This window comes from Arthrobacter sorbitolis, from assembly GCF_054510995.1.
Genome location: NZ_JBTNDM010000012.1, coordinates 52,895 through 73,145, shown reverse-complemented (window position 1 = coordinate 73,145; position 20,251 = coordinate 52,895). Strand labels below are relative to the sequence as shown.

The following is a 20,251-nucleotide window of genomic DNA, read 5'->3' as shown; positions in this document are numbered from 1 at the left end:
CGCCCCCTCCCCCCCCCCCCCCCCCCCCCCCCCCCCCCCCCCCCCCCCCCCCCCCCGGGGCCGTCGGCCTTTCCCGAACGACCAGAAAGACCAGCATGCCCCTGCCCTCCGTAGTGTCCCTGCCCCTGCTGCCGACGCCCCGCACGGGGACGGACGGCCCCGACCCCACCTTCGTGGCCGGGGATCCGGGCGGCAATGTCGTGCGGCGCAGCGTGCTGCCCGGCGGCGTGCGCGTGCTCACCGAGGCCATGCCCGGGCAGCGGTCCGCGACGATCGGCTTCTGGGTGGGCGTCGGCTCCCGCGACGAGGCCGACGGCCAGCACGGCAGCACCCACTTCCTCGAGCACCTGCTGTTCAAGGGCACCGCGCGCCGCAGCGCCATGGACATCGCGTCGGCGTTTGACGAGGTCGGCGGCGAGTCGAACGCCGCCACCGCCAAGGAGAACACCTGCTACTACGCGCGGGTCCTCGACACCGACCTGCCCATGGCCATCGACGTCATCGCCGACATGGTGACGTCCGCCGTGCTCGACCCGGAGGAGCTCGAGCAGGAACGCGACGTCATCCTCGAGGAGATCGCGATGGACAGCGACGACCCGGCGGACGTCGCGCACGAGCGGTTCGTCGAGCTCGTGCTGGGGGATCACCCCCTCGGCCGGCCGATCGGCGGCACCCCCGAGGCGATCCGCGCCGTCCCGCGCGCTTCCGTCCTCGCGCACTACCGGCGCTACTACACCCCGTCCGAGCTCGTGGTCACCGCGGCGGGCGGCCTCGACCACGACACCGTCTGCCGGCTCGTCCAGGAGGCCCTCGGGACCGCGGGCTGGGCGCTCGACGAGGGCGCCCTGCCCGTGGCGCGCCGCGCGACGGCCGAGGCTCCCGTCACCGGTGCCGGGGGCACGCACGTGATCCGCAGGGCGGTCGAACAGTCGAACATCCTCATCGGCTGCCCGTCCCTCACCGCGACCGACGAGCGGCGGTTCGCCATGAGCGTGCTGAACGCCGTCCTCGGCGGAGGCATGTCCTCCCGGCTCTTCCAGGAGATCCGCGAGAAGCGCGGCCTCGTCTACTCGACCTATTCCTTCTCCGCCGCCTACGCCGACGCGGGGTACTTCGGCATGTACGCGGGATGCTCGCCCGCCAAGACCGGACAGGTGATCGAGCTGCTCGGCGCGGAACTCGACCGGCTCGCAGCCGACGGCATCGACGCGGAGGAGCTCCGCAAGGCCGTCGGCCAGCTCTCGGGCGGACTCGTCATGGCCCTCGAGGACAGCAGTTCCCGCATGTCCCGGCTCGGCCGGTCCGAACTGGTCTCGGGGGAGTTCGTCGACATGGACACCTCGCTCGACCGCATCCGGTCCGTCACCCCCGAGGACGTGCAGTCCCTCGCGCGGGAGCTCGCCGCGGCGCCGCGGACCACCGTCGTCGTGGGGCCGTTCGACTCCGAGGCCGACTTCGCCCCCTGATCCTCGGTGCGGGAGTGCGCTAGCCGCCCGCGAAGGGCGGCAGGACGTCCAGGACGTCGTCGTCCCGCAGCACGGTCGACGGATCGCGCAGCGCCACCTCGTTCAGCAGGAAGCTGCTGCGGTCCAGGACCTTCGCGAGGGACGGGCCCGTGGACGTGGGGCGCGCGCGCAGGTCGGCCAGCACCGCGTCGAGGGTGCGTCCGCCCGGCAGGCGCTCCTCGTCGACGCCGGTCGCGGCCCGGGCCGCCCCGAAGTACCTCACCAGCACGTCAGCCACCGATGGCGCTCATCGATCGGTCGGGCTGCACGAAGTCCGCGGCGCCGAGGCCCGTATGGTCCATGCCGTGCGCGCGGGGCTTCAGCCACATGGCCTCCTGCCAGCGCTGAGCGACGGCGTCGTCGTCCGCGCCGGAGCGCAGGAGTCCCCGCAGGTCCGTCTCCTCGCGCGAGAAGAGGCAGCTCATCACCTTGCCCTCCGCGGTGACGCGCGTCCGGCGGCAGTCGGCGCAGAAGGGCTCCGTCACCGACGCGATGATGCCCACCGTCCCGAGCACGACGTCGGGGGCCGCCTTCGCGCGGACCTCCCACCGCTCGGCGGGTGCGCCGTCGCGCGTGCGCGGGTCGGGGGTGAGGACGAAGCGGGTCTCGACGAGCGCGCGCATCTCCGCGGCGGTCACCATGCCCTCCTTCGTCCAGCCGTGGTCGGCGTCGAGGGGCATCTGCTCGATGAAGCGCAGCTCGAAGCCGCGGGCCACCGCCCACTCGACGAGGTCCGGTGCCTCGTGGTCGTTGATGCCGCGCATGAGCACGGCGTTGATCTTCACGAGTCCGAGACCGGCGTCGGCAGCGGCCTCGATCCCCTTCAGCACGCGGTCGAGGAACGGCCGGCGGGTCAGCTGCGCGAAGGTCTCGGGGTGCAGCGAGTCCATGGAGACGTTGATGCGCGTCAGGCCGGCGTCCTTCAGCTGCACGGCGCGCCGGTCCAGCCCGAGGGCGTTGGTCGTCATGGAGATCGGCAGGTCGGGGTGTCCGGTGCGGATGTCGCGGATGATGTCCAGGAGGTCGGCCCGCACGAGCGGTTCGCCGCCGGTCAGGCGCAGTTCGCGGACCCCGAGCCGGTCGACGCCGATGCGGACGAGGCGCACGATCTCCGCACGCGACAGGACCTGGTCCTTCTGCAGCCAGTTGAGGCCCTCCGCGGGCATGCAGTAGGTGCAGCGCAGGTTGCACTTGTCCGTGAGGGACAGGCGCATGTCCGTCGCGCGCCTGCCGTGGCTGTCCAGGAGCCCCTGGGCGGCGGCATCGCGCGGCATTCCGAGGTGAACTCCCATACTGCGAGGGTACGCCCTCCGGCACCTGCCGCCCTATCGCGTGGACGGGGAACGAGCCCGCGCCCGCAGTCGTGTAGGGGATGGTCCTTTTCGGCGACGGGCCGTCGCCGGGGCCGCACGGGAAGGCAGCGATGATCCGACGGCGCACCTGGGCGGCGCTCTCCGGCGCCCTCGCCGTGGGGATCGGGGTGATCGGCGGCGAGCTGGCGGCCGCGGCCCTGAGTCCCTCCGTGACACCGGTCAGCGCCGTGGGCTCCGCCGTGATCGACGTCGTGCCACCCGGTGTCAAGGACTGGGCGATCGCCTGGTTCGGGACCGCGGACAAGGCCGTCCTCCTCGGCGGGATCGCCGTCCTCATCGCGGTCCTCGCCCTCGCGGCCGGCATCCTCGAGGACCGGAGGCCCTTCGCGGGTCGCGCGGTCGTCGCGGGCTTCGGCGCCCTCGGTGCCCTCGCCGTCGCCTCCCGGCCGCAGTCGTCGCTCGTGTCGTTCGTGGCGCCCGTCCTCGCGGTGGCGGTGGCGGTGCTCGTGCTCGACGCCCTCGTACGGGCCCTGCAGGCCTGGACCCGGGCATCGGCCGACGGCGCGACGGCGGCTCCCGCACGCCGCCGGTTCCTGCAGGGGGTGTCGGGGGCGGCCGTCGTCGTCGCCGCCACGGGTGCCGCGGCGACCGGCGTCCGCTCCTCCCAGTCCTCGGTGGCCCGCCGGCGCTCGGCCGTCCGGCTGCCCGCGCCGGCGCGGACCGGGCCGCCGGCGCCGGAAGGGTCCGTCGTCCCCGCGGGGGCCGAGCTCGACGTCGAGGGCATCACCGGCCTCGTCACGCCGTCCGACGACTTCTACCGGATCGACACCGCCCTCGTCGTGCCGGTCGTCGATCCCGCGCAGTGGTCCCTGAAGGTCACCGGGCTCGTGGACCGCGAGGTCGAGATCACCTTCGACGAGCTGCTCGCCCTGCCCCTGGTCGAGCGCCACATCACCCTCGCCTGCGTGTCCAACCCCGTGGGCGGGGACCTCATCGGGACGGCGCGCTGGCTCGGCTGGCCGGTCCGGGAGCTCCTGGCCCGCGCCGGAGTGCGGCCCGGAGCGGACATGGTCCTGTCGCGGAGCGTCGACGGGTTCACGGCGGGCACGCCCCTCGAGGCGCTCACTGACGGCCGCGACTCACTCCTCGCGGTCGGCATGAACGGTGAACCCCTGCCCGTCGAGCACGGCTTCCCGGTCCGCCTCGTGGTGCCCGGCCTCTACGGCTTCGTGTCCGCGACGAAGTGGGTGAGCGAGCTGAAGGTGACCCGCTTCGCCGACGACCGCGCGTACTGGTCCACGCGCGGCTGGTCCGAGCGCGGCCCCGTCAAGACGTCCTCCCGCGTCGACGTGCCCCGCGCCGGTGCGCGCGTCGTGGCGGGGGACGTCGTCGTCGGCGGTGTCGCGTGGGCGCAGCACACGGGCGTGGAGGCCGTGGAGGTGCGGGTCGACGGCGGCCCCTGGCAGCGCGCGACGCTCGCGACCCCCGTCTCCGTCGACACCTGGTGCCAGTACCGCGCCACGCTGCGGCTCGAGGCGGGTACCCGCACCGTGCAGTCGCGGGCTGTGGACCGCGCGGGAGGCGTCCAGTCGGAGGCCTCCGTGGCGCCCGCGCCTGACGGGTCCGAAGGACTGCACACGGTAACGTTCACCGTGACCTAGACCTGCCCGGCCCGTCCCGGCCCTCCCGCGACGGCACCGCGGCAGCACCGCGGAAGGCAGCCATGAGAAGAACCGTCGCCGAACACCGGGCCGCCGTCGCCGGCCTCCTGCGCTGGAGCAGCGGGTACGACGGCGGTGCACCCGAACTCCTCCCGCTTCCCGACGCGCTCGGCCGCGCCCTGGCCGAGGACATCGCCGCGCCCGTGAGCCTGCCGCCCTTCGACAACTCGCAGATGGACGGCTACGCGGTCCACGCCGACGACCTCGACGGTACGTCGGCCCTCCTCGTGGCCGAGGCGATCCCCGCGGGCTCGGTGCCGCCACCGCTGGAACCCGGGACGGCCGCGCCCATCATGACGGGCGCCATGCTGCCCGACGGCGCGGCGGCCGTCGTACCGATCGAGCGTGCCGACCCGGCGCAGTTCCACTCCGCGGCGGACAGGGCCGCCGGTCCCGTGACGGTCCGGCTCCCCGGGGGGACCGATCCCGGCCTGTTCGTGCGGCGCGCCGGCAGCGACATCGCGGCGGGCGAGGTGGCGCTCCCCGCGGGCACGCTGCTCGGACCGGCCCAGCTGGGGCTCCTCGCGGCCTGCGGCGTCGGCGCGGTGCCGGTCCGTCCCCGCTTCCGGGTGCTGCTGCTCTCCACGGGTGACGAGGTCGCCGAGCCGGGCGCCCCCCTGGCTCCCGGGACCATCTACGACGCGAACTCCACGCTTCTCGAGGCGGCCCTGCGCGAGGCCGGGGCGGAGGTGGCCCGCCACCGGCTCCTCGGGGACGACCCGGCCGTGCTGCGGGACGCGTTCGACGCGATCCCCTCCGGGAGCACGCACCTCGTCCTCAGCACGGGCGGGATCAGCCAGGGTGCCTACGAGGTCGTGAAGCAGGCGCTGGCGGACAGCAGCGTGGCGTTCTCCTCCGTCGCGCTGCAGCCGGGCGGCCCGCAGGCCCACGGGACGATCTCGGGCATCCCGTTCCTCGGCTTCCCCGGCAACCCGGTCAGCGCCCTCGTGTCCTTCGAGATGTTCCTCCGCCCCGCCCTCCACCGGCTGACCGGCATCCCGGCTCCGCGCCCGGTCCTGGACGCCGTCCTCGTCGAGGACCTCGAGAGCCCGGGCGCGAAGCACCAGGTACGCCGCGGGCTGTACCGGGACGGGAAGGTGGCCCTCGTCGGCGGGCCCGACTCCCACCTCCTGCACGCCCTCGCCACCTCGAACTGCCTCGTGCACGTCCCCGTCGGCGTCGCGGCGCTGGCCGCGGGCGAGCGCGTGGAGCTCACCCTCACCGGCCCCGAGCCCACCGACCCCTTCGCGGTGGAGGACGTGCTCGTCCTCGAGGACGCCGGAACCGGTCCGGCACCCACGGACGCCTCCGGCACTGGTTGAATGGACTCCGCAGAAAGGATCCATCCATGAGCACACCATCCCCGCCCACCGACGGGCCGTCCCCGGCGCTGTCCCACGTCCGCGCCGACGGCACCGCCCACATGGTCGACGTCTCGGGCAAGCAGGCCACCGTCCGCCAGGCCGTCGCCGAGGCGATCCTCGAGACCCGGCCCGACGTCGTCGCGCTCATCACCGAGGGGGACCTGCCGAAGGGCGACGCCCTCGCCGTCGCCCGGATCGCGGGCATCATGGCCGCGAAGCAGACCTCCTCGCTGATCCCCCTCTGCCACCCGCTGCCGCTGTCGAAGGTCACCGTGGACTTCGAGCCCGACGGCGGACACGTCAGGATCAGCGCGCTCGTGCGGACCACCGCGCTCACCGGCGTGGAGATGGAGGCCCTCACGGCGGCGTCCGTCGCGGCCCTGACCCTGTACGACATGATCAAGGCCGTGGACAAGCACGCCGTGATCAACGGCACCCGGGTGCTCTCCAAGTCCGGCGGCAAGAGCGGGGACTGGAGCAGATGACCACCCTCCGCACCGCCGCCGTGATCATCGCCTCGACCCGCGCCGCCGCCGGGACCTACCAGGACGACTGCGGGCCCGCCATCGCCGACTGGCTGTACCGGCACGACTTCGCGGTCGCGGACGCCGTCGTGGTGCCGGACGGCGAGGCGGTCGGCGCCGCCATCGGGGCAGCGCTCGAGGCCCGCCCGGCGGTCCTCATCACGAGCGGCGGGACGGGGCTGAGCCCCGACGACGCCACCCCCGAGCAGACCGCCCCCTACCTCACGCGCAGTCTGCCCGGCATCATGGAGGCGCTGCGCCGCGCCGGCGCGGACGCGGTGCCCACCGCGGTGCTCAGCCGCGGGCTCGCGGGCGCCGCGGGCTCCACCTTCGTCCTGAACCTGCCCGGATCGCCCGGCGGGGTCAGGGACGGGCTCGCCGTCCTCGCACCGCTCATCGACCACATCTGCTCCCAGCTGGAGGGCTCCCATGACCACCGGTGAAGTCGTCCACGCCGCCGTCGCCGCCGCGCCGATCACCCCCGAGGAGGCCGCCGCCGGTGTCGACTCCCCGTCCTGCGGCGCCGTCGTCGGCTTCAGCGGCGTGGTGCGGGACCACGACGGCGGACGCGGCGTGGCGTCGCTGAGCTACTCCGCCCACCCGAGCGCCGAACGCGTCATCCGCGAGGTCGCCGAGGAGATCGCCGCCCGGCACGACGGCGTGCGGATCTGGGTCGCCCACCGGATCGGCCCCCTCGCGATCGGCGACCAGGCGCTCGTCGCCGCCGTCGGCGCCGCGCACCGCGGGGAGGCGTTCCGGGCGTGCTCGGACCTCGTCGACCTCGTGAAGGAGCGCGTGCCCATCTGGAAGGAGCAGTTCTTCACGGACGGGACCGTGGAGTGGGTCGGGGCCGGAGCCGAACAGTAGGGTTGACCGTATGACTGAACACCTGCCCGTGGCCGTCCTCGGCGCCCGGGGACGCATGGGGGCCGAGGCCGTCCGCGCCATCGGGGCCGCTCCCGACCTCGAACTCGTCGCAGCCCTCGGCAGCAGCGACCCGCTCGACTCCCTGGTGTCCGCCGGGGCGCGCGTCGTCGTCGACCTGACCGTCCCGGACGCGACCTTCGACAACGTGGCCTTCGCCGTCGGGCACGGCATGCACGCCGTGGTCGGGACGACGGGCTGGTCCGCGGAGCGGCTCGAACGCCTCCGGACCCTGCTCGCAGCCACGCCCGCCACCGGGGTCCTCATCGCCCCCAACTTCGCCCTCGGCTCGGTGCTCGCCTCGGCCTTCGCCGCCACCGCGGCACGCTACTTCGAATCGGTCGAGATCGTGGAGCTGCACCACCCCGACAAGGTGGACGCCCCCTCGGGCACCGCCGTCCGGACCGCGCAGCTCATGGCCGCGGCCCGCGCCGCCGCAGGCGTCCCGGACGCGCCCGACGCCACACGCGAGCAGGTCGAGGGCGCCCGGGGAGCCAGGATCGACGGCATCCCGGTGCACTCCGTCCGCCTCCGCGGGCTCACGGCGCACCAGGAGGTGCTGCTCGGCAGCCCGGGGGAGCAGCTGACCATCCGCCACGACTCCTTCGACCGCGCCTCCTTCATGCCCGGCGTGCTCCTCGGGATCCGCTCCGTCGCCGACCACCCCGGCCTCACGGTCGGCCTCGACGGGTACCTGGACCTGCAGGCCGGCGGGAACCGGTGAGCGCCGGCGAGTTCTACCGGGAGCACCGGGCCAGGCTCGGCGTCCTGCTCATCACGGCGCTGCTCGTCTTCTGGCTCGCCGTGGCCTTCCAGCGCAGCTTCCTCCTGCTCGGCGATCCCGAACCCGTGGCGAAGGCGATCGGCGCCGCCTACCTGCTCCTGCCCTGCATCGGCGCCTGGGCACTCGCCCGCGAACTGCTCTTCGGCGCGCAGACGCAGCGCATGGCACGGCAGCTGGAGGGCGAGGGCGGGCTCCCCGTGGACGACCTGCCGAGGACGCCCAGCGGGCGGATCGTGCGCTCCGCCGCGGACAGCGCCTTCCCCGCCTACCAGGCCGAGGTCGAGGCCGACCCCGCGAACTGGCGGAGCTGGTTCCGGCTCTCGTGCGCCTACGACGCCGCAGGGGACCGCAAGCGGGCCCGCAAGGCCATGCGCGACGCCGTGAAGCTGTACCGGCAGGACGCCGCCGCCTCCTAGCGCTGCTGGCGCCGCGCCTCGGCACGGCCCTCGCGTGCCGCGTTCGCGGCCCCGGAGGCGAGCAGCTCCAGCGGTCCGCGCGCATGCACGCGCTGGAAGAGGATGCCGAGGGCCACCGCCGCGGCCACCTGAAGCCAGAAGAGCTGCAGCGGATCCGGGAGCGGCACGAGCTTGTCGGCCCAGCTCATGACGCAGATGTGGAGGCTGTAGAGCGTCAGCGTCATCGCGCCGGGCGCCGACAGGGGCAGGAGCGCCTGCGGGTACCGGCGCGTCAGCAGGAGGCACGCCGCGACGACCGCCGCCGCCGACCCGGCCACGTGCACCAGGTCCAGGGTCGTGCCGGAGTGGGGGGCGCTGACGGCGAGCCACCACCAGGAGCCCGACTGGTCGACCCCCGCGAGACCGACGTCGAGCATCGCCTCGAGCGGGTAGCGGCTGCCGTCCGGCGTCGCCAGGAGCGCGGCCAGCCCGCCGCCGGGCCCGAGGAGCTGCGCGCTGACGAACCGCGCGCCCACGGCGGCGACGATCCCCACGCCGAGCAGGCCCACCTGCACGCCGAGGCGGGACAGGTCCAGCCGTCCGATCGCCATGCCGATCAGGAGGAAGCCGAGCCACTGCAGTGCGGGGTAGTACCCGGTGAGGAAGATGTCGGCGGCCATCGTCCCCGGTACGAGGAAGTGCTCGAAGAGCGGGTTGCCACCGAGCGAGGACGGGACGACGCTCCCGGCCACGAGCGGGCGCAGCAGATAGGCCGCGACGGGCGCCAGCAGCACCCAGCCCGCGGCCCAGGCCGCGAGCGCCCGGGGGCGCAGCCCCGTGAAGGGCAGGGCGAGGAGGAAGAGCACGCCGTAGTGGAACAGGATGATCGCGATGTTCGTCTCGACGCCGCCGAGGACGAGGCCGATCAGGGCGATGATCACGGCACGCACCGCGATGCCCGCGCGGTCCGCGGACAGCACGCGGTCGCGGTGGGGTGAGCGCCCGCCCGTCAGGAGGGCCAGGCCGATCCCGGCGACGACGGCGAACAGCCCCGAGGCGCGGCCGGAGAAGAGCAGGGCCGTCCAGGTGGCGTCGGTGGTGCCCGGCGCGTAGAGCGGGAGGATGTGTGTGCTCATCATGCCGAAGAGCGCCACGCCGCGGGCGGCGTCGATCCCGGTCAACCGCCGGGGAGCGGGCTTCGTGTGCATCCCGCCATGGTCCCACAGGCACCTGCGTGCCCCCTGGCGCCCGTCCTCCCCGACGCCGCCCGAGCGGGTAACGTTTCACCCATGGCTGACACCCCCTCGCGCACGCTCCCGTTCGGTTCCCTCGTCACGGCGATGGTCACGCCGTTCACCGCCGACGGCGCCGTCGACTTCGACGCGACCGCCGCCCTCGCCACCCGTCTCGTCGACGACGGCTGCGACGGCCTGGTGGTCTCCGGCACCACGGGGGAGACCTCCACGCTGGAGGACTCCGAGAAGGAGGACCTCTACCGCGTGGTCGTCGAGACGGTGGGGGACCGGGCCCGCGTGATCGCGGGGACGGGGACCAACCACACCTCGCACTCCGTCGAGATGGCACGCCGTGCCGAGCGCGCGGGCGCCCACGCGCAGCTCGTCGTGACGCCGTACTACAACAAGCCCACCCAGTCCGGCGTCGTGGCGCACTTCGAGGCCGTCGCCGCGGCCGGCGACCTCCCGATCATGATCTACGACATCCCCGGCCGGTCAGGCATCCCCATCACCACCGAGACGATGCTCCGGCTCGCCGAGAACCCGAAGATCGGCGCCCTGAAGGACGCGAAGGCGGACTTCGCCGCCGTCACGCGGGTCCTGGCGGCCACCGACCTCGACGTCTACTCGGGCGACGACGGCCTCACCCTGCCCTGGATGGCCGCGGGAGCCGTCGGCGTCGTCAGCGTCACCGCCCACGTCGCGACGGCCGCCTTCCGCGCACTCGTCGACGCGGCGGCCGCGGGCGACCTCGCGGAGGCGCGCCGTGTCCACTTCGCCCTCGACCCCGTCATCCGCGCCGTCATGACGCACATCCCGGGAGCCGTGTCCGCGAAGCACATCCTGCACCTCCAGGGCGTGCTGCAGAACGCCGTCGTGCGCCTGCCCCTCGTGGCCCCCGACCGGCACGAGCTGGAGCCCGTCCTCGCCGACCTCGCCGAGGCGGGCTGGGACCTCTCCCCGCAGGGCGGTCCACGGGACACGCGCGCATGAGCGACGCCGCAGGCACCGGACCGGCCCTGCGCGCCCTGCCCCCGGCGCTCGAACCCGGCACCCTCCGGGTGGTGCCGCTCGGCGGGCTCGGGGAGATCGGCCGCAACATGGCGGTCTTCGAGATCGGCGGCAAGCTCCTGATCGTCGACTGCGGCGTGCTCTTCCCCGAGGAGAACCAGCCCGGCGTCGACCTCATCCTGCCCGACTTCTCCTACATCGAGGACCGGCTCGACGACGTCGTCGGCCTGGTCCTCACGCACGGCCACGAGGACCACATCGGCGCGGTCCCGTACCTCCTGCGGCTCAAGGCCGACATCCCCGTCATCGGCTCGCAGCTGACGCTCGCGCTCGTCGAGGCGAAGCTGCAGGAACACCGCATCCGCCCCTACACGCTCACGGTGTCCGAGGGGCAGATCGAGCAGCTCGGCCCCTTCGAATGCGAGTTCGTCGCGGTCAACCACTCCATCCCCGACGCCCTCGCCGTGTTCCTCCGCACCGAGGCCGGGACCGTCCTGCACACGGGCGACTTCAAGATGGACCAGCTGCCGCTCGACGGCCGGATCACCGACCTGCGCGCCTTCGCCCGCCTCGGTGAGGAGGGCGTGGACCTGTTCATGGTCGACTCGACGAACGCCGACGTGCCCGGCTTCACGACGGCCGAACGCGAGATCGGGCCCGTCCTCGAGAACCTGTTCGGGCAGGTGAGCAAGCGCATCATCGTCGCATCCTTCTCCTCGCACGTGCACCGGGTGCAGCAGGTGCTCGACGCCGCCCACGCCCACGGCCGCTTCGTGTGCTTCGCGGGACGGTCGATGGTGCGGAACATGGCCATCGCGGCGAGGCTCGGCTACCTCAAGGTGCCCGAGGGCATCCTCGTGGACATCAAGAACGTGGACGACCTGCCGGACGACCGCGTGGTCCTCATGTCCACGGGGTCCCAGGGCGAACCCATGGCGGCGCTGTCCCGCATGGCCAACGGCGACCACCGCATCACGGTCGGGCGGGGCGACACCGTGATCCTGGCGTCCTCCCTCATCCCCGGCAACGAGAACGCGGTGTTCCGCGTCATCAACGGGCTCCTGAAACTCGGCGCCGACGTGATCCACAAGGGCAACGCCAAGGTGCACGTCTCGGGCCACGCCGCCGCCGGGGAACTGCTCTACTGCTACAACATCCTCCGCCCGAGGAACGTGATGCCCGTCCACGGCGAGACCCGCCACCTCATCGCGAACGGCAGGCTGGCGCAGCAGACGGGCGTGCCCGCGTCGAACGTCCTGCTGACCGAGGACGGCTCCGTGATCGACCTCGTGGACGGCACGGCACGCGTCGTGGGCTCCGTCGAGTGCGGCTACGTGTACGTGGACGGGTCCAGCGTCGGCGAGATCACCGACGCCGACCTCAAGGACCGCCGCATCCTCGGCGAGGAGGGCTTCATCTCGATCATCACGGTCGTCAACCGGACCACCGGGAAGATCGTCTCCGGGCCGGACGTGCATGCGCGGGGATTCGCCGAGGACGACTCGGTCTTCGACGAGATCAAGCCGAGGATCAGCGCGGCCCTCGAGGAGGCCGTGACGAACACCACCGACCACACGACGTACCAGCTGCAGCAGGTGGTCCGGCGTACCGTCGGCACCTGGGTCAACCGCCGCTACCGCAGGCGGCCCATGATCATCCCGGTGGTCCTCGAGGCCTGACACGCCGCCGCCCTGCCGACGGGCAGGCCCTCCGGTCCGCCTGCCCCGGGGGCGGGAGGGCGAAATCCGCCGGTCCGGGGCGGCCGTCCGGTACCGTGAAGGGCATGGCCACTCGAACCTCCCCTGCCCCGCGGGGGCAACAACAGACCCGCACCAGGGGGGCGTCCGCCGTTGCAGGACCGTCCCGCGGCAAGGCGCCCGCGAAGGGGGCCGCCCACACCCCGGCCAAGACCCGGCAGGTCCCGGTGACCCCCGAACCGCAGTCCGAGGACCACCTCGCGTTCCCGCTGCGGGCCGTCCAGGCGGTCTGGATGGGCATGGCCCGCGTCGTCGGGTCCGGTGTCCGCGCCTTCGGCCACGCGGCCGCTCCCGAGCGGGACGCGCGGCGCGACGGCTCCGGCTTCTTCCTCCTCCTGCTCGCCCTCGCCGTCGCCGCCGTCGAGTGGTGGGCCCTGACGGGCGTCGTCGCCGACATCGTGCACGCCGCCGCGGGCGGCACCTTCGGCTGGATGGCCCTGCTCGTGCCGTTCCTCCTCGGTATCGGCGCCGTCCGGCTCTTCCGGTACCCGGAACGCCACCGTGCCAACAACCGGATCAGCATCGGGCTGCTCGTCCTCCTCTTCGCCGGCTCGGGGATCGCCCACCTGGTCGGCGGCCGTCCCGGCCTCGCGGACGGGCTGGACGCGCTCTGGCGCGCGGGCGGTGTCGTGGGCTTCCTCGTCGCCGGACCCCTCAGCAGCGTCCTCACGGCCTGGCCGGTGGGCGTCCTGCTCGCGGTCGCCGTCCTCATCGGGCTGCTGATCGTCACCGCGACGCCCTTCCGCCACATCCCTGCCCGCCTCCGCTCGCTCTACGAGCACCTGATGGGCCAGGACCCCGACGGCGCCGGGCACCGCCGCGACGACGGCCACGACCAGAGCTACCTCTACGAGACGCACGGCTCCACCGCGAAGCCGGAGCCGAAGAAGCGCAAGCGCCTGTTCGGCAAGGACAAGGCGGACGCCCCCTCCGACGCCGAGCGCGATGGGCAGGACCCCGATGCCGACGGCTACGTCGGGGACGAGGCGTTCGAGCGCGCCGTCATCGAGGACGAGGAGCGCCGGGCCCGCGAGGCCGAGGCCGCCGTACCGGCCGGTGTGCGCCGGCCCACGAAGCAGGAGCTCGCCGCCGGGGAGCTCAAGCGGTCGCAGGTCCGCGTGGCTCCCGGCGAGGCGCCGGAGCGCGCACCCGAGGGTGCCACCGAGGCCATCGACGTCGTGCCCGCCGCGAAGGCCCTGATCGTCCCGTCCACCCCGGTGCAGCCGCAGGTCCCGCCGACCCCCATCCCCCAGCGCACCGAGCAGCTGCAGCTCGCCGGCGACGTCGCCTACACGCTGCCGCCGTCGGACTACCTGCCCGCGGGCACCCCACCGAAGGAGCGGTCGGAGGCGAACGACGCCGTCGTCGCCGCGCTCACGCACACCATGGACCAGTTCAACGTGGACGCGAAGGTCACGGGGTTCTCGCGCGGGCCCACGGTGACGCGCTACGAGATCGAACTGGCGCCGGGCACCAAGGTGGAGCGGGTCACCGCCCTGTCGAAGAACATCTCCTACGCCGTTGCCAGCTCGGACGTGCGGATCCTCTCGCCCATCCCGGGCAAGTCGGCCATCGGGATCGAGATCCCGAACACCGACCGCGAGACCGTGTCCCTCGGCGACGTGCTGCGGTCCGGGAACGCCCGCAAGACCGACCACCCGATGGTCATGGGTGTCGGCAAGGACGTCGAGGGCGGGTTCGTCGTCGCGAACCTGGCCAAGATGCCGCACCTCCTCGTGGCCGGAGCCACGGGCGCCGGCAAGTCCTCCTTCGTGAACTCGATGATCACGTCCATCCTCATGCGCTCGACGCCCGACGAGGTGCGCATGGTCATGGTGGACCCGAAGCGCGTGGAGCTCACGGCCTACGAGGGCGTGCCGCACCTCATCACGCCGATCATCACGAGTCCCAAGAAGGCCGCCGAGGCGCTCCAGTGGGTAGTCCGGGAGATGGACACGCGCTACGACGACCTCGCGAACTACGGGTACAAGCACATCGACGACTTCAATAAGGCCGTCCGGAACGGGAAGGTCGTCCCGCCCGAGGGGTCCAAGCGCGTCGTCCGGCCCTACCCCTACCTCCTGGTCATCGTCGACGAGCTCGCCGACCTGATGATGGTCGCACCGCGTGACGTCGAGGACTCCATCGTGAGGATCACCCAGCTCGCACGCGCGGCCGGTATCCACCTCGTCCTCGCGACGCAGCGGCCCTCCGTCGATGTCGTGACCGGCCTGATCAAGGCGAACGTCCCGTCGCGCATGGCGTTCGCGACCTCCTCCGTCACCGACTCCCGCGTGGTCCTCGACCAGCCCGGCGCCGAGAAGCTGATCGGCCAGGGCGACGCCCTCTTCCTGCCGATGGGCGCCTCCAAGCCGATGCGCGTCCAGGGCGCCTGGGTCACCGAGTCCGAGATCCACCGCGTCGTCGAGCACGTGAAGGGCCAGCTCCAGGCGAGCTACCGCGAGGACGTCGCGGTCGAGGCGCCGAAGAAGCAGATCGACGACGACATCGGGGACGACCTCGAGGTCCTGCTGCAGGCGACCGAGCTCGTCGTCACGACGCAGTTCGGGTCGACCTCCATGCTGCAGCGCAAGCTCCGCGTCGGGTTCGCGAAGGCGGGGCGGCTCATGGACCTCCTCGAGTCCCGCGGCGTCGTCGGCCCGTCGGAGGGCTCGAAGGCCCGCGACGTGCTGGTCAAGCCCGACGACCTCGAGCCGGTCCTCGCGGCCATGCGCGGCGACGAGCCGCCGGTCCAGGCCCGTCCTGCCCAGGGGCCGGTCGACCTCGTGGCGGAGGACCTCGCGTCCCGGCCGCAGGCCGTCGACTACTACGACGGCGAGGACGCGTCCGGGGACGGCGACGACGGCGACAACGACGCCTGGAACCTCACCGGCAGGTAGCCTGAGAGGGTGAACAGCTCCCCGAGCCCGGCGGTGCCGGTCCTCAACATCGCGAACGTCCTGACCGTCGTGCGGATCCTCCTGGTCCCGTTCTTCATCTGGTTCCTCCTGCTCGACGACGGGCGGGACGGGCTGTTCCGCTGGCTCGCGGTCCTCACCTTCGCGGTGGCGATCTACACGGACAAGCTCGACGGAGACCTCGCGCGCAGCCGGGGGCTCATCACCGACTTCGGCAAGATCGCCGATCCGATCGCCGACAAGCTGCTCATCGGTTCGGCCCTCGTGCTGCTGTCCGTGCTGGGGGAGCTGTGGTGGTGGGTGACCATCGTCATCCTGGTCCGGGAGATCGGGATCACGCTGCTGCGGTTCGCCGTCATCCGGTACGGCGTCATGCCCGCCTCGCGCGGCGGCAAGCTCAAGACCGTCGTCCAGACCGTCGCCATCCTCCTGTTCCTCATCCCGCTGCAGGCCCTGCTCGGGGACTGGGCCTGGTGGCTCGGCGCCGCCGTCATGGCAGCCGCCGTCGCCATCACCGTCGTCACGGGCGTGGACTACGTCGTCCAGGCGATCCGCCTCCGGGCGGGCGCCCGGAAGTGACCGGTGAGGCGCTCGCGTCCGACGTCGTCGCCGTGGCCGCCCGGCTGGGACTCACCGTCGCGACGGCGGAGTCCCTGACGGCGGGGATGGTCGCGGCGACCCTCGCCGGGGTGCCCGGTGCCTCATCCGTCCTGCAGGGCGGCATAGTGGCATATCAGGTGTCCGTCAAGCGGAACCTTCTGGGCGTCGATGCTCGGCTCCTCGCGGAGGCCGGCGCCGTCGATCCCCGCGTGGCGGCGGCCATGGCGGAGGGGGCCCGGGCCGCGCTCTCAGCCGATATCGGCGTCGCGACCACCGGCGTCGCCGGCCCGGCGGCCCACGAGGGGAAGCCCGTCGGCACCGTGTTCACGGCGATCTCGAGCGTCGCCGGCACGGAGACCGCTGCCCACCGCTTCGCCGGGGGCCGCGACGCCATCCGGATCGCGTCCCGCGACGCGGCGCTCCGCGAGCTCCTCGGGGTGCTGTCCAGGGGAACAAACGGTGCCCAGGGGTAGTTATAAACAATGCCGGCCGTTGATAGGGTTGGCGGCTCAGGCTCAAGCAGGACGGGCAGGTCATCACGGAGCATGCGCCCCCCGGGGCGATGCCCACTCATGAGGGAGCAAGGCGATACAGATGGTAAAGCAGCCCGTATCCGTAAACGGCGTGGTCCGTTGGCGTGATGTGGGGTTGGCAGAGGATGCACAGCGCAAGCCCAAGGAGCGCAAAATGGTGGTTCTTCGCCATGAGATCGGCGATGTCCTCCGGGACGTGCGCCAGCGCCAGGGCCGTACCCTGCGAGAGGTGTCGCACAGTGCGAGGGTCTCCCTCGGATACCTCAGCGAGGTCGAGCGTGGCCAGAAGGAAGCATCCTCCGAACTCCTCTCATCAATCTGCAGTGCACTCGAGGTGCCGCTCTCCTCGATGCTGCGGGAAGTCAGCGACCGCCTGGCAGTAGCAGAAGGCGTCTCCATCCCGGACACCATCCCGCAGGAGTTCTCGCGGGAGTTCGGGGACGACCTCACCGACGAACTGAACGACGACTTCCGTCGGGGCCTCGCGGCGACGAACCGCTAGACCCCCACGACAAGGAAGGCCCGTCCCCGAAGGGACGGGCCTTCCTGCTGTCCGCTACCAGTTGTCCTTGGTGTAGGTGTTGTTCAGCTGGGCGATCAGGGTACCGAGGCGCGTCAGGTCCGCGACGTCCCAGTCCTCCATCAGCTGGTGGAACGCCTGCTTGCGGGCGCTCTGCGCGGCGACCAGCTGATGCGTCCCGGCCTCGGTGAGCGAGATCGCCTGGGCACGGCCGTCGAGCGGATCGGCCTCCTTCTGCACCAGTCCGAGCTGCTCGAGCATCGCGATCTGGCGGCTGACCGACGGCTTGCCGACGCCCACGCTGGCGGCGATGTCCGTCAGGCGCATCGAGCCCTCGCGCTGCAGGATCACCAGGAGCCCGTACGCCGCCGGCTCCATGTCGGGGTGCACGCGGCGGGCCACCTTGTACGAGTTGGACCGCGCACGCCGCCACAGCATGCTGAGCTGCTGCTCGAGTGCCTCGATGGCTGCATCGGTGTCGGCATCGTCCCCGGGGTAGGCTGCAGTGCCCGGGCCGGGGTCCTTGGTGCTCGGCTTCGCGTTCATGGGGCAATTGTAGGGTGACGCGTCGGCGGGGCACCATGCAGCGGAGAATGGACGGACGCGTCCGGCGGCGCCCCAGGACCGCCGTGCGGGAACGACGAGAGCAAGGGACGGCACATGCGGTTGAGCGACTTCTGGCGACTGATGGACGACGAGTTCGGCGCGGGGTATTCGAGGACCCTCGCCCGGGACCTCGTCGTGGACCGCCTGGGCGACAGGACCGCGGCCGAGGCCCTGGGCGCCGGTGTCGATCCGAAGGCCGTCTGGGAGGCGGTGTGCCGGGCCCAGGACGTACCGCGGGAGCGCTGGCTCGGCCGGGACATCAGGCCCCGGTGACACGGGTGCGGAGCCGTCCGCGGGACGTGCCCGAACACGCGGGACGGTCACGGATAATCGAATATCTGTTCGGACCGCGGTATGATGGTCGTGGCGGAGGGGCGCTCTTGTGCACATACCGGCGGCGCCATCTCAAACTGTCGGCGCAGGCCCATACAGTCGTACCGAACACGTAAACCGGCCAGTTGGCCATGAACAACCGAGGTGAAGAATGGCCGCTCCAGACCGCGAGAAAGCCCTCGAAGCTGCTCTCGCCCAGATCGACAAGCAGTACGGCAAGGGTTCCGTCATGCGTCTCGGGGACGAGGTCAGGGCCCCGATCGAGACGATCTCCACCAGCTCGATCGCCCTGGATGCCGCACTCGGCATCGGCGGGCTGCCGCGCGGCAGGGTCGTCGAGATCTACGGACCGGAGTCCTCCGGCAAGACGACCGTCGCCCTCCACGCCGTCGCCAGCGCCCAGCGCAACGGCGGCATCGCCGCCTTCATCGACGCCGAGCACGCCCTCGACCCGGAGTACGCGAAGCGGCTCGGCGTGGACACCGACGCCCTCCTCGTCTCGCAGCCGGACACCGGCGAGCAGGCGCTCGAGATCATGGACATGCTGATCGGCTCGGGATCGATCGACATCATCGTCATCGACTCCGTCGCGGCCCTCGTGCCGCGTGCGGAGATCGAGGGTGAGATGGGTGACAGCCACGTCGGCCTGCAGGCCCGACTGATGAGCCAGGCGCTCCGGAAGATCACCGGCCGCCTGAGCCAGACCAAGACCACGGCCATCTTCATCAACCAGCTGCGCGAGAAGATCGGCGTGTTCTTCGGAAGCCCGGAGACCACCACGGGTGGCAAGGCGCTGAAGTTCTACGCGTCGATCCGCATCGACGTCCGTCGCATCGAGACCCTGAAGGAAGGCGTGAACCCGGTCGGTAACCGGACCCGCGCCAAGATCGTCAAGAACAAGATGGCCCCGCCCTTCAAGCAGGCCGAGTTCGACATCCTGTACGGCTACGGCATCTCCCGCGAGGGAGGCCTGATCGACGTGGGCGTCGAGAACGGGCTGGTCAAGAAGTCCGGGGCCTGGTTCACCTACGAGGGGGACCAGCTGGGGCAGGGCAAGGAGAACGCCCGGAAGTTCCTCAAGGACAATCCCGGTCTGGCGGACGAGCTCGAGCAAAAGATCAGGGTCAAACTGGGCATCGGGGTGCAGGCCGAGGAAGCGGCCGAGACGCCCAAGCTCAAGGCCGTCAGCGGCGAGTAGGTCCGGTGCCGTCCGAGAGCGGAACCGAACCCGTCGGCTGGGGGAACGTGACGGGCCTGTTCGGTTCCGACAGCTCGGGGGGTGCAGCGGATGCCGCCGATCCCGCGACACCCCGCCGGTCGTCCTTCGGCCGGCGGGGGTCCACGCCGTCGGCGACCTCGTCCTTCCGTGCCGGGGGTTCCGCGGGGAAGCGGCAGGCCCGCACCGGCGGCCGGAGGGGCGGAGCGCGCCGTGCGGCGTTCGACGACCCGTTCGGACCGGTCGTCGGTTCGTCCGCGGACGAACCGGTGGAGGACGCCATCGTGCGCGAGGCGGGGGACTCGCCGGCCGCGGACGACGCCCCCCGACGTACCGGGGGCAGGGGAGCCAAGCGCCGCGGGGCCGGGCGCGGGAGTGACCCTGCGGCAGTGCGCCCGGGAGGTACCGGAGCCGCGGAAGATCCGGACGCGTCGGACGGCGGAGCCGGGAAGAGCGACGAGGAGTGGGCGTCGGAGGCGCGCTCCGTCCTGCTGCGCCAGCTGGCCCTCGGTCCCCGAAGCCGTCATCAGCTCGACCAGAAGCTCGCCGGACGGGCCGTCCCGCCCGCCATTGCCTCCTCGCTCCTCGACCGGTTCGAGGAGGTCCAGCTGATCGACGACGCCGAGTTCGCGCGGATGTGGGTGCGGACCCGGACCGCCGCGAAGTCGCTGTCCCGCTCGTCCCTGCGGCGCGAACTCGCGGACAAGGGCATCGACGCGGACCAGGCGGAGGATGCGCTGCTGCAGCTCTCCGACGAGGACGAGCAGGAGCAGGCGCGCGAGGTCGTGCGCCGCAGGCTGCGCCGGAGCGCCGACCTCTCGGACCGGGCCGTCCGGGAGAAGGAGGTGCGCCGGCTCGTCGGCGTGCTCGCCCGGAAGGGCTACAACCCCGGCACGGCCTTCTCGATCGTCAAGGACGTCATCGCGGGCGAGGGCACCGAGGACTGACGCGCCGACGGGATTGTGGGGGTCCGCGCCGCCCGCCGTACGCTT

21 protein-coding genes are annotated in these 20,251 nt (G+C 72.4%); 17 read left to right on the top strand and 4 right to left on the bottom strand.

Annotated elements, in window-relative coordinates; translation table 11 throughout:
- The first annotated feature begins 95 nt into the window (after window positions 1-95).
- Window positions 96-1,466: a M16 family metallopeptidase gene (locus tag ACX80K_RS15810; protein WP_459272847.1), complete on the top strand. Its 1,371-nt coding sequence runs from the start codon at window positions 96-98 to the stop codon at window positions 1,464-1,466.
- Between the two features lie 19 nt (window positions 1,467-1,485).
- Here ACX80K_RS15810 and ACX80K_RS15805 read toward each other — a convergent pair whose 3' ends face one another.
- Both ACX80K_RS15805 and moaA read right to left on the bottom strand, forming a co-directional pair.
- Window positions 1,486-1,734 carry a MoaD/ThiS family protein gene (locus ACX80K_RS15805; RefSeq protein WP_459272852.1) on the bottom strand — a complete coding sequence of 83 codons (249 nt, stop codon included), beginning with the start codon at window positions 1,732-1,734 and terminating at the stop codon, window positions 1,486-1,488.
- 1 nt (window position 1,735) lies between these two features.
- The gene (moaA, locus tag ACX80K_RS15800; RefSeq protein ID WP_459272846.1) at window positions 1,736-2,797 is read right to left on the bottom strand and encodes a GTP 3',8-cyclase MoaA; all 1,062 of its coding nucleotides are present in this window, start codon (window positions 2,795-2,797) and stop codon (window positions 1,736-1,738) included.
- A 131-nt stretch (window positions 2,798-2,928) separates the two neighbouring features.
- Here moaA and ACX80K_RS15795 point away from each other — a divergent pair, with 131 nt between their 5' ends.
- The 7 genes from ACX80K_RS15795 (at window position 2,929) to ACX80K_RS15765 (ending at window position 8,551) form a co-directional block, all read left to right on the top strand.
- The gene (locus ACX80K_RS15795) at window positions 2,929-4,479 is read left to right on the top strand and encodes a molybdopterin-dependent oxidoreductase (RefSeq protein WP_459272845.1); all 1,551 of its coding nucleotides are present in this window, start codon (window positions 2,929-2,931) and stop codon (window positions 4,477-4,479) included.
- 62 nt (window positions 4,480-4,541) lie between these two features.
- Entirely contained in the window at window positions 4,542-5,861 is a 1,320-nt protein-coding gene (locus ACX80K_RS15790) for a molybdopterin molybdotransferase MoeA (protein ID WP_459272844.1), read from the top strand.
- Between the two features lie 26 nt (window positions 5,862-5,887).
- Window positions 5,888-6,388 carry a cyclic pyranopterin monophosphate synthase MoaC gene (gene moaC / locus ACX80K_RS15785; RefSeq protein WP_459272843.1) on the top strand — a complete coding sequence of 167 codons (501 nt, stop codon included), beginning with the start codon at window positions 5,888-5,890 and terminating at the stop codon, window positions 6,386-6,388.
- On the top strand, window positions 6,385-6,870 hold the full coding sequence (locus ACX80K_RS15780) for a MogA/MoaB family molybdenum cofactor biosynthesis protein (RefSeq protein WP_459272842.1): 486 nt from the start codon (window positions 6,385-6,387) through the stop codon (window positions 6,868-6,870). The genes moaC and ACX80K_RS15780 overlap by 4 nt, the downstream gene beginning before the upstream one ends.
- Window positions 6,857-7,294: a molybdenum cofactor biosynthesis protein MoaE gene (locus ACX80K_RS15775; RefSeq protein WP_459272841.1), complete on the top strand. Its 438-nt coding sequence runs from the start codon at window positions 6,857-6,859 to the stop codon at window positions 7,292-7,294. The genes ACX80K_RS15780 and ACX80K_RS15775 overlap by 14 nt, the downstream gene beginning before the upstream one ends.
- Window positions 7,295-7,304: 10 nt before the next feature.
- Window positions 7,305-8,075, top strand: coding sequence for a 4-hydroxy-tetrahydrodipicolinate reductase (gene dapB, locus ACX80K_RS15770; protein WP_459272840.1), 771 nt, complete (start codon window positions 7,305-7,307; stop codon window positions 8,073-8,075).
- Complete coding sequence (locus tag ACX80K_RS15765; protein WP_459272839.1) at window positions 8,072-8,551, top strand: hypothetical protein; 480 nt, start codon at window positions 8,072-8,074, stop codon at window positions 8,549-8,551. Before dapB ends, ACX80K_RS15765 begins: the two co-directional genes overlap by 4 nt.
- Here the strand turns inward: ACX80K_RS15765 and ACX80K_RS15760 are convergent.
- Entirely contained in the window at window positions 8,548-9,738 is a 1,191-nt protein-coding gene (locus ACX80K_RS15760; protein WP_459272838.1) for a heparan-alpha-glucosaminide N-acetyltransferase domain-containing protein, read from the bottom strand. The genes ACX80K_RS15765 and ACX80K_RS15760 overlap by 4 nt on opposite strands.
- A gap of 81 nt (window positions 9,739-9,819) precedes the next feature.
- Between ACX80K_RS15760 and dapA the strand changes: the two genes are divergently transcribed.
- From dapA to ACX80K_RS15730, 6 genes are all read left to right on the top strand, one after another.
- Window positions 9,820-10,758: a 4-hydroxy-tetrahydrodipicolinate synthase gene (gene dapA / locus ACX80K_RS15755; protein ID WP_459272837.1), complete on the top strand. Its 939-nt coding sequence runs from the start codon at window positions 9,820-9,822 to the stop codon at window positions 10,756-10,758.
- The gene (locus ACX80K_RS15750; RefSeq protein WP_459272836.1) at window positions 10,755-12,455 is read left to right on the top strand and encodes a ribonuclease J; all 1,701 of its coding nucleotides are present in this window, start codon (window positions 10,755-10,757) and stop codon (window positions 12,453-12,455) included. Before dapA ends, ACX80K_RS15750 begins: the two co-directional genes overlap by 4 nt.
- A 104-nt stretch (window positions 12,456-12,559) precedes the next feature.
- Window positions 12,560-15,433 (top strand): FtsK/SpoIIIE family DNA translocase, encoded by a 2,874-nt coding sequence (locus ACX80K_RS15745; protein ID WP_459272835.1) that lies wholly within the window; start codon window positions 12,560-12,562, stop codon window positions 15,431-15,433.
- A gap of 9 nt (window positions 15,434-15,442) precedes the next feature.
- On the top strand, window positions 15,443-16,030 hold the full coding sequence (pgsA, locus tag ACX80K_RS15740; protein ID WP_459272834.1) for a CDP-diacylglycerol--glycerol-3-phosphate 3-phosphatidyltransferase: 588 nt from the start codon (window positions 15,443-15,445) through the stop codon (window positions 16,028-16,030).
- Window positions 16,027-16,524 (top strand): CinA family protein, encoded by a 498-nt coding sequence (locus ACX80K_RS15735; RefSeq protein WP_459272833.1) that lies wholly within the window; start codon window positions 16,027-16,029, stop codon window positions 16,522-16,524. Before pgsA ends, ACX80K_RS15735 begins: the two co-directional genes overlap by 4 nt.
- 121 nt (window positions 16,525-16,645) lie before the next feature.
- Window positions 16,646-17,086: a helix-turn-helix domain-containing protein gene (locus tag ACX80K_RS15730; RefSeq protein ID WP_104179920.1), complete on the top strand. Its 441-nt coding sequence runs from the start codon at window positions 16,646-16,648 to the stop codon at window positions 17,084-17,086.
- A 54-nt stretch (window positions 17,087-17,140) separates the two neighbouring features.
- Here ACX80K_RS15730 and ACX80K_RS15725 read toward each other — a convergent pair whose 3' ends face one another.
- Window positions 17,141-17,650 carry a MarR family winged helix-turn-helix transcriptional regulator gene (locus tag ACX80K_RS15725; protein ID WP_104179919.1) on the bottom strand — a complete coding sequence of 170 codons (510 nt, stop codon included), beginning with the start codon at window positions 17,648-17,650 and terminating at the stop codon, window positions 17,141-17,143.
- A gap of 114 nt (window positions 17,651-17,764) precedes the next feature.
- On the opposite strand from ACX80K_RS15725, the gene ACX80K_RS15720 reads away from it, so the two are divergent.
- From ACX80K_RS15720 to ACX80K_RS15710, 3 genes are all read left to right on the top strand, one after another.
- Window positions 17,765-17,983 carry a DUF3046 domain-containing protein gene (locus tag ACX80K_RS15720; protein ID WP_104180303.1) on the top strand — a complete coding sequence of 73 codons (219 nt, stop codon included), beginning with the start codon at window positions 17,765-17,767 and terminating at the stop codon, window positions 17,981-17,983.
- 211 nt (window positions 17,984-18,194) lie between these two features.
- Window positions 18,195-19,241, top strand: a complete 1,047-nt coding sequence (gene recA / locus ACX80K_RS15715; protein WP_459272832.1) for a recombinase RecA — start codon at window positions 18,195-18,197, stop codon at window positions 19,239-19,241.
- 5 nt (window positions 19,242-19,246) lie between these two features.
- Window positions 19,247-20,206: a regulatory protein RecX gene (locus ACX80K_RS15710; protein WP_459272831.1), complete on the top strand. Its 960-nt coding sequence runs from the start codon at window positions 19,247-19,249 to the stop codon at window positions 20,204-20,206.
- The last annotated feature ends 45 nt before the right edge of the window (window positions 20,207-20,251 follow it).

Coding starts and splice junctions, on each gene's coding strand:
- ACX80K_RS15810 (WP_459272847.1), top strand. CDS start 96: ATGCCCCTGCCCTCCGTAGTGTCCCTGCCCCTGCTGCCGACGCCCCGC.
- ACX80K_RS15790 (WP_459272844.1), top strand. CDS start 4,542: ATGAGAAGAACCGTCGCCGAACACCGGGCCGCCGTCGCCGGCCTCCTG.
- dapA (WP_459272837.1), top strand. CDS start 9,820: ATGGCTGACACCCCCTCGCGCACGCTCCCGTTCGGTTCCCTCGTCACG.
- moaC (WP_459272843.1), top strand. CDS start 5,888: ATGAGCACACCATCCCCGCCCACCGACGGGCCGTCCCCGGCGCTGTCC.
- ACX80K_RS15730 (WP_104179920.1), top strand. CDS start 16,646: ATGGTAAAGCAGCCCGTATCCGTAAACGGCGTGGTCCGTTGGCGTGAT.
- ACX80K_RS15795 (WP_459272845.1), top strand. CDS start 2,929: ATGATCCGACGGCGCACCTGGGCGGCGCTCTCCGGCGCCCTCGCCGTG.
- ACX80K_RS15725 (WP_104179919.1), bottom strand. CDS start 17,650: ATGAACGCGAAGCCGAGCACCAAGGACCCCGGCCCGGGCACTGCAGCC.
- ACX80K_RS15750 (WP_459272836.1), top strand. CDS start 10,755: ATGAGCGACGCCGCAGGCACCGGACCGGCCCTGCGCGCCCTGCCCCCG.
- ACX80K_RS15780 (WP_459272842.1), top strand. CDS start 6,385: ATGACCACCCTCCGCACCGCCGCCGTGATCATCGCCTCGACCCGCGCC.
- ACX80K_RS15720 (WP_104180303.1), top strand. CDS start 17,765: ATGCGGTTGAGCGACTTCTGGCGACTGATGGACGACGAGTTCGGCGCG.
- ACX80K_RS15745 (WP_459272835.1), top strand. CDS start 12,560: ATGGCCACTCGAACCTCCCCTGCCCCGCGGGGGCAACAACAGACCCGC.
- ACX80K_RS15775 (WP_459272841.1), top strand. CDS start 6,857: ATGACCACCGGTGAAGTCGTCCACGCCGCCGTCGCCGCCGCGCCGATC.
- recA (WP_459272832.1), top strand. CDS start 18,195: ATGGCCGCTCCAGACCGCGAGAAAGCCCTCGAAGCTGCTCTCGCCCAG.
- ACX80K_RS15760 (WP_459272838.1), bottom strand. CDS start 9,738: ATGCACACGAAGCCCGCTCCCCGGCGGTTGACCGGGATCGACGCCGCC.
- moaA (WP_459272846.1), bottom strand. CDS start 2,797: ATGGGAGTTCACCTCGGAATGCCGCGCGATGCCGCCGCCCAGGGGCTC.
- dapB (WP_459272840.1), top strand. CDS start 7,305: ATGACTGAACACCTGCCCGTGGCCGTCCTCGGCGCCCGGGGACGCATG.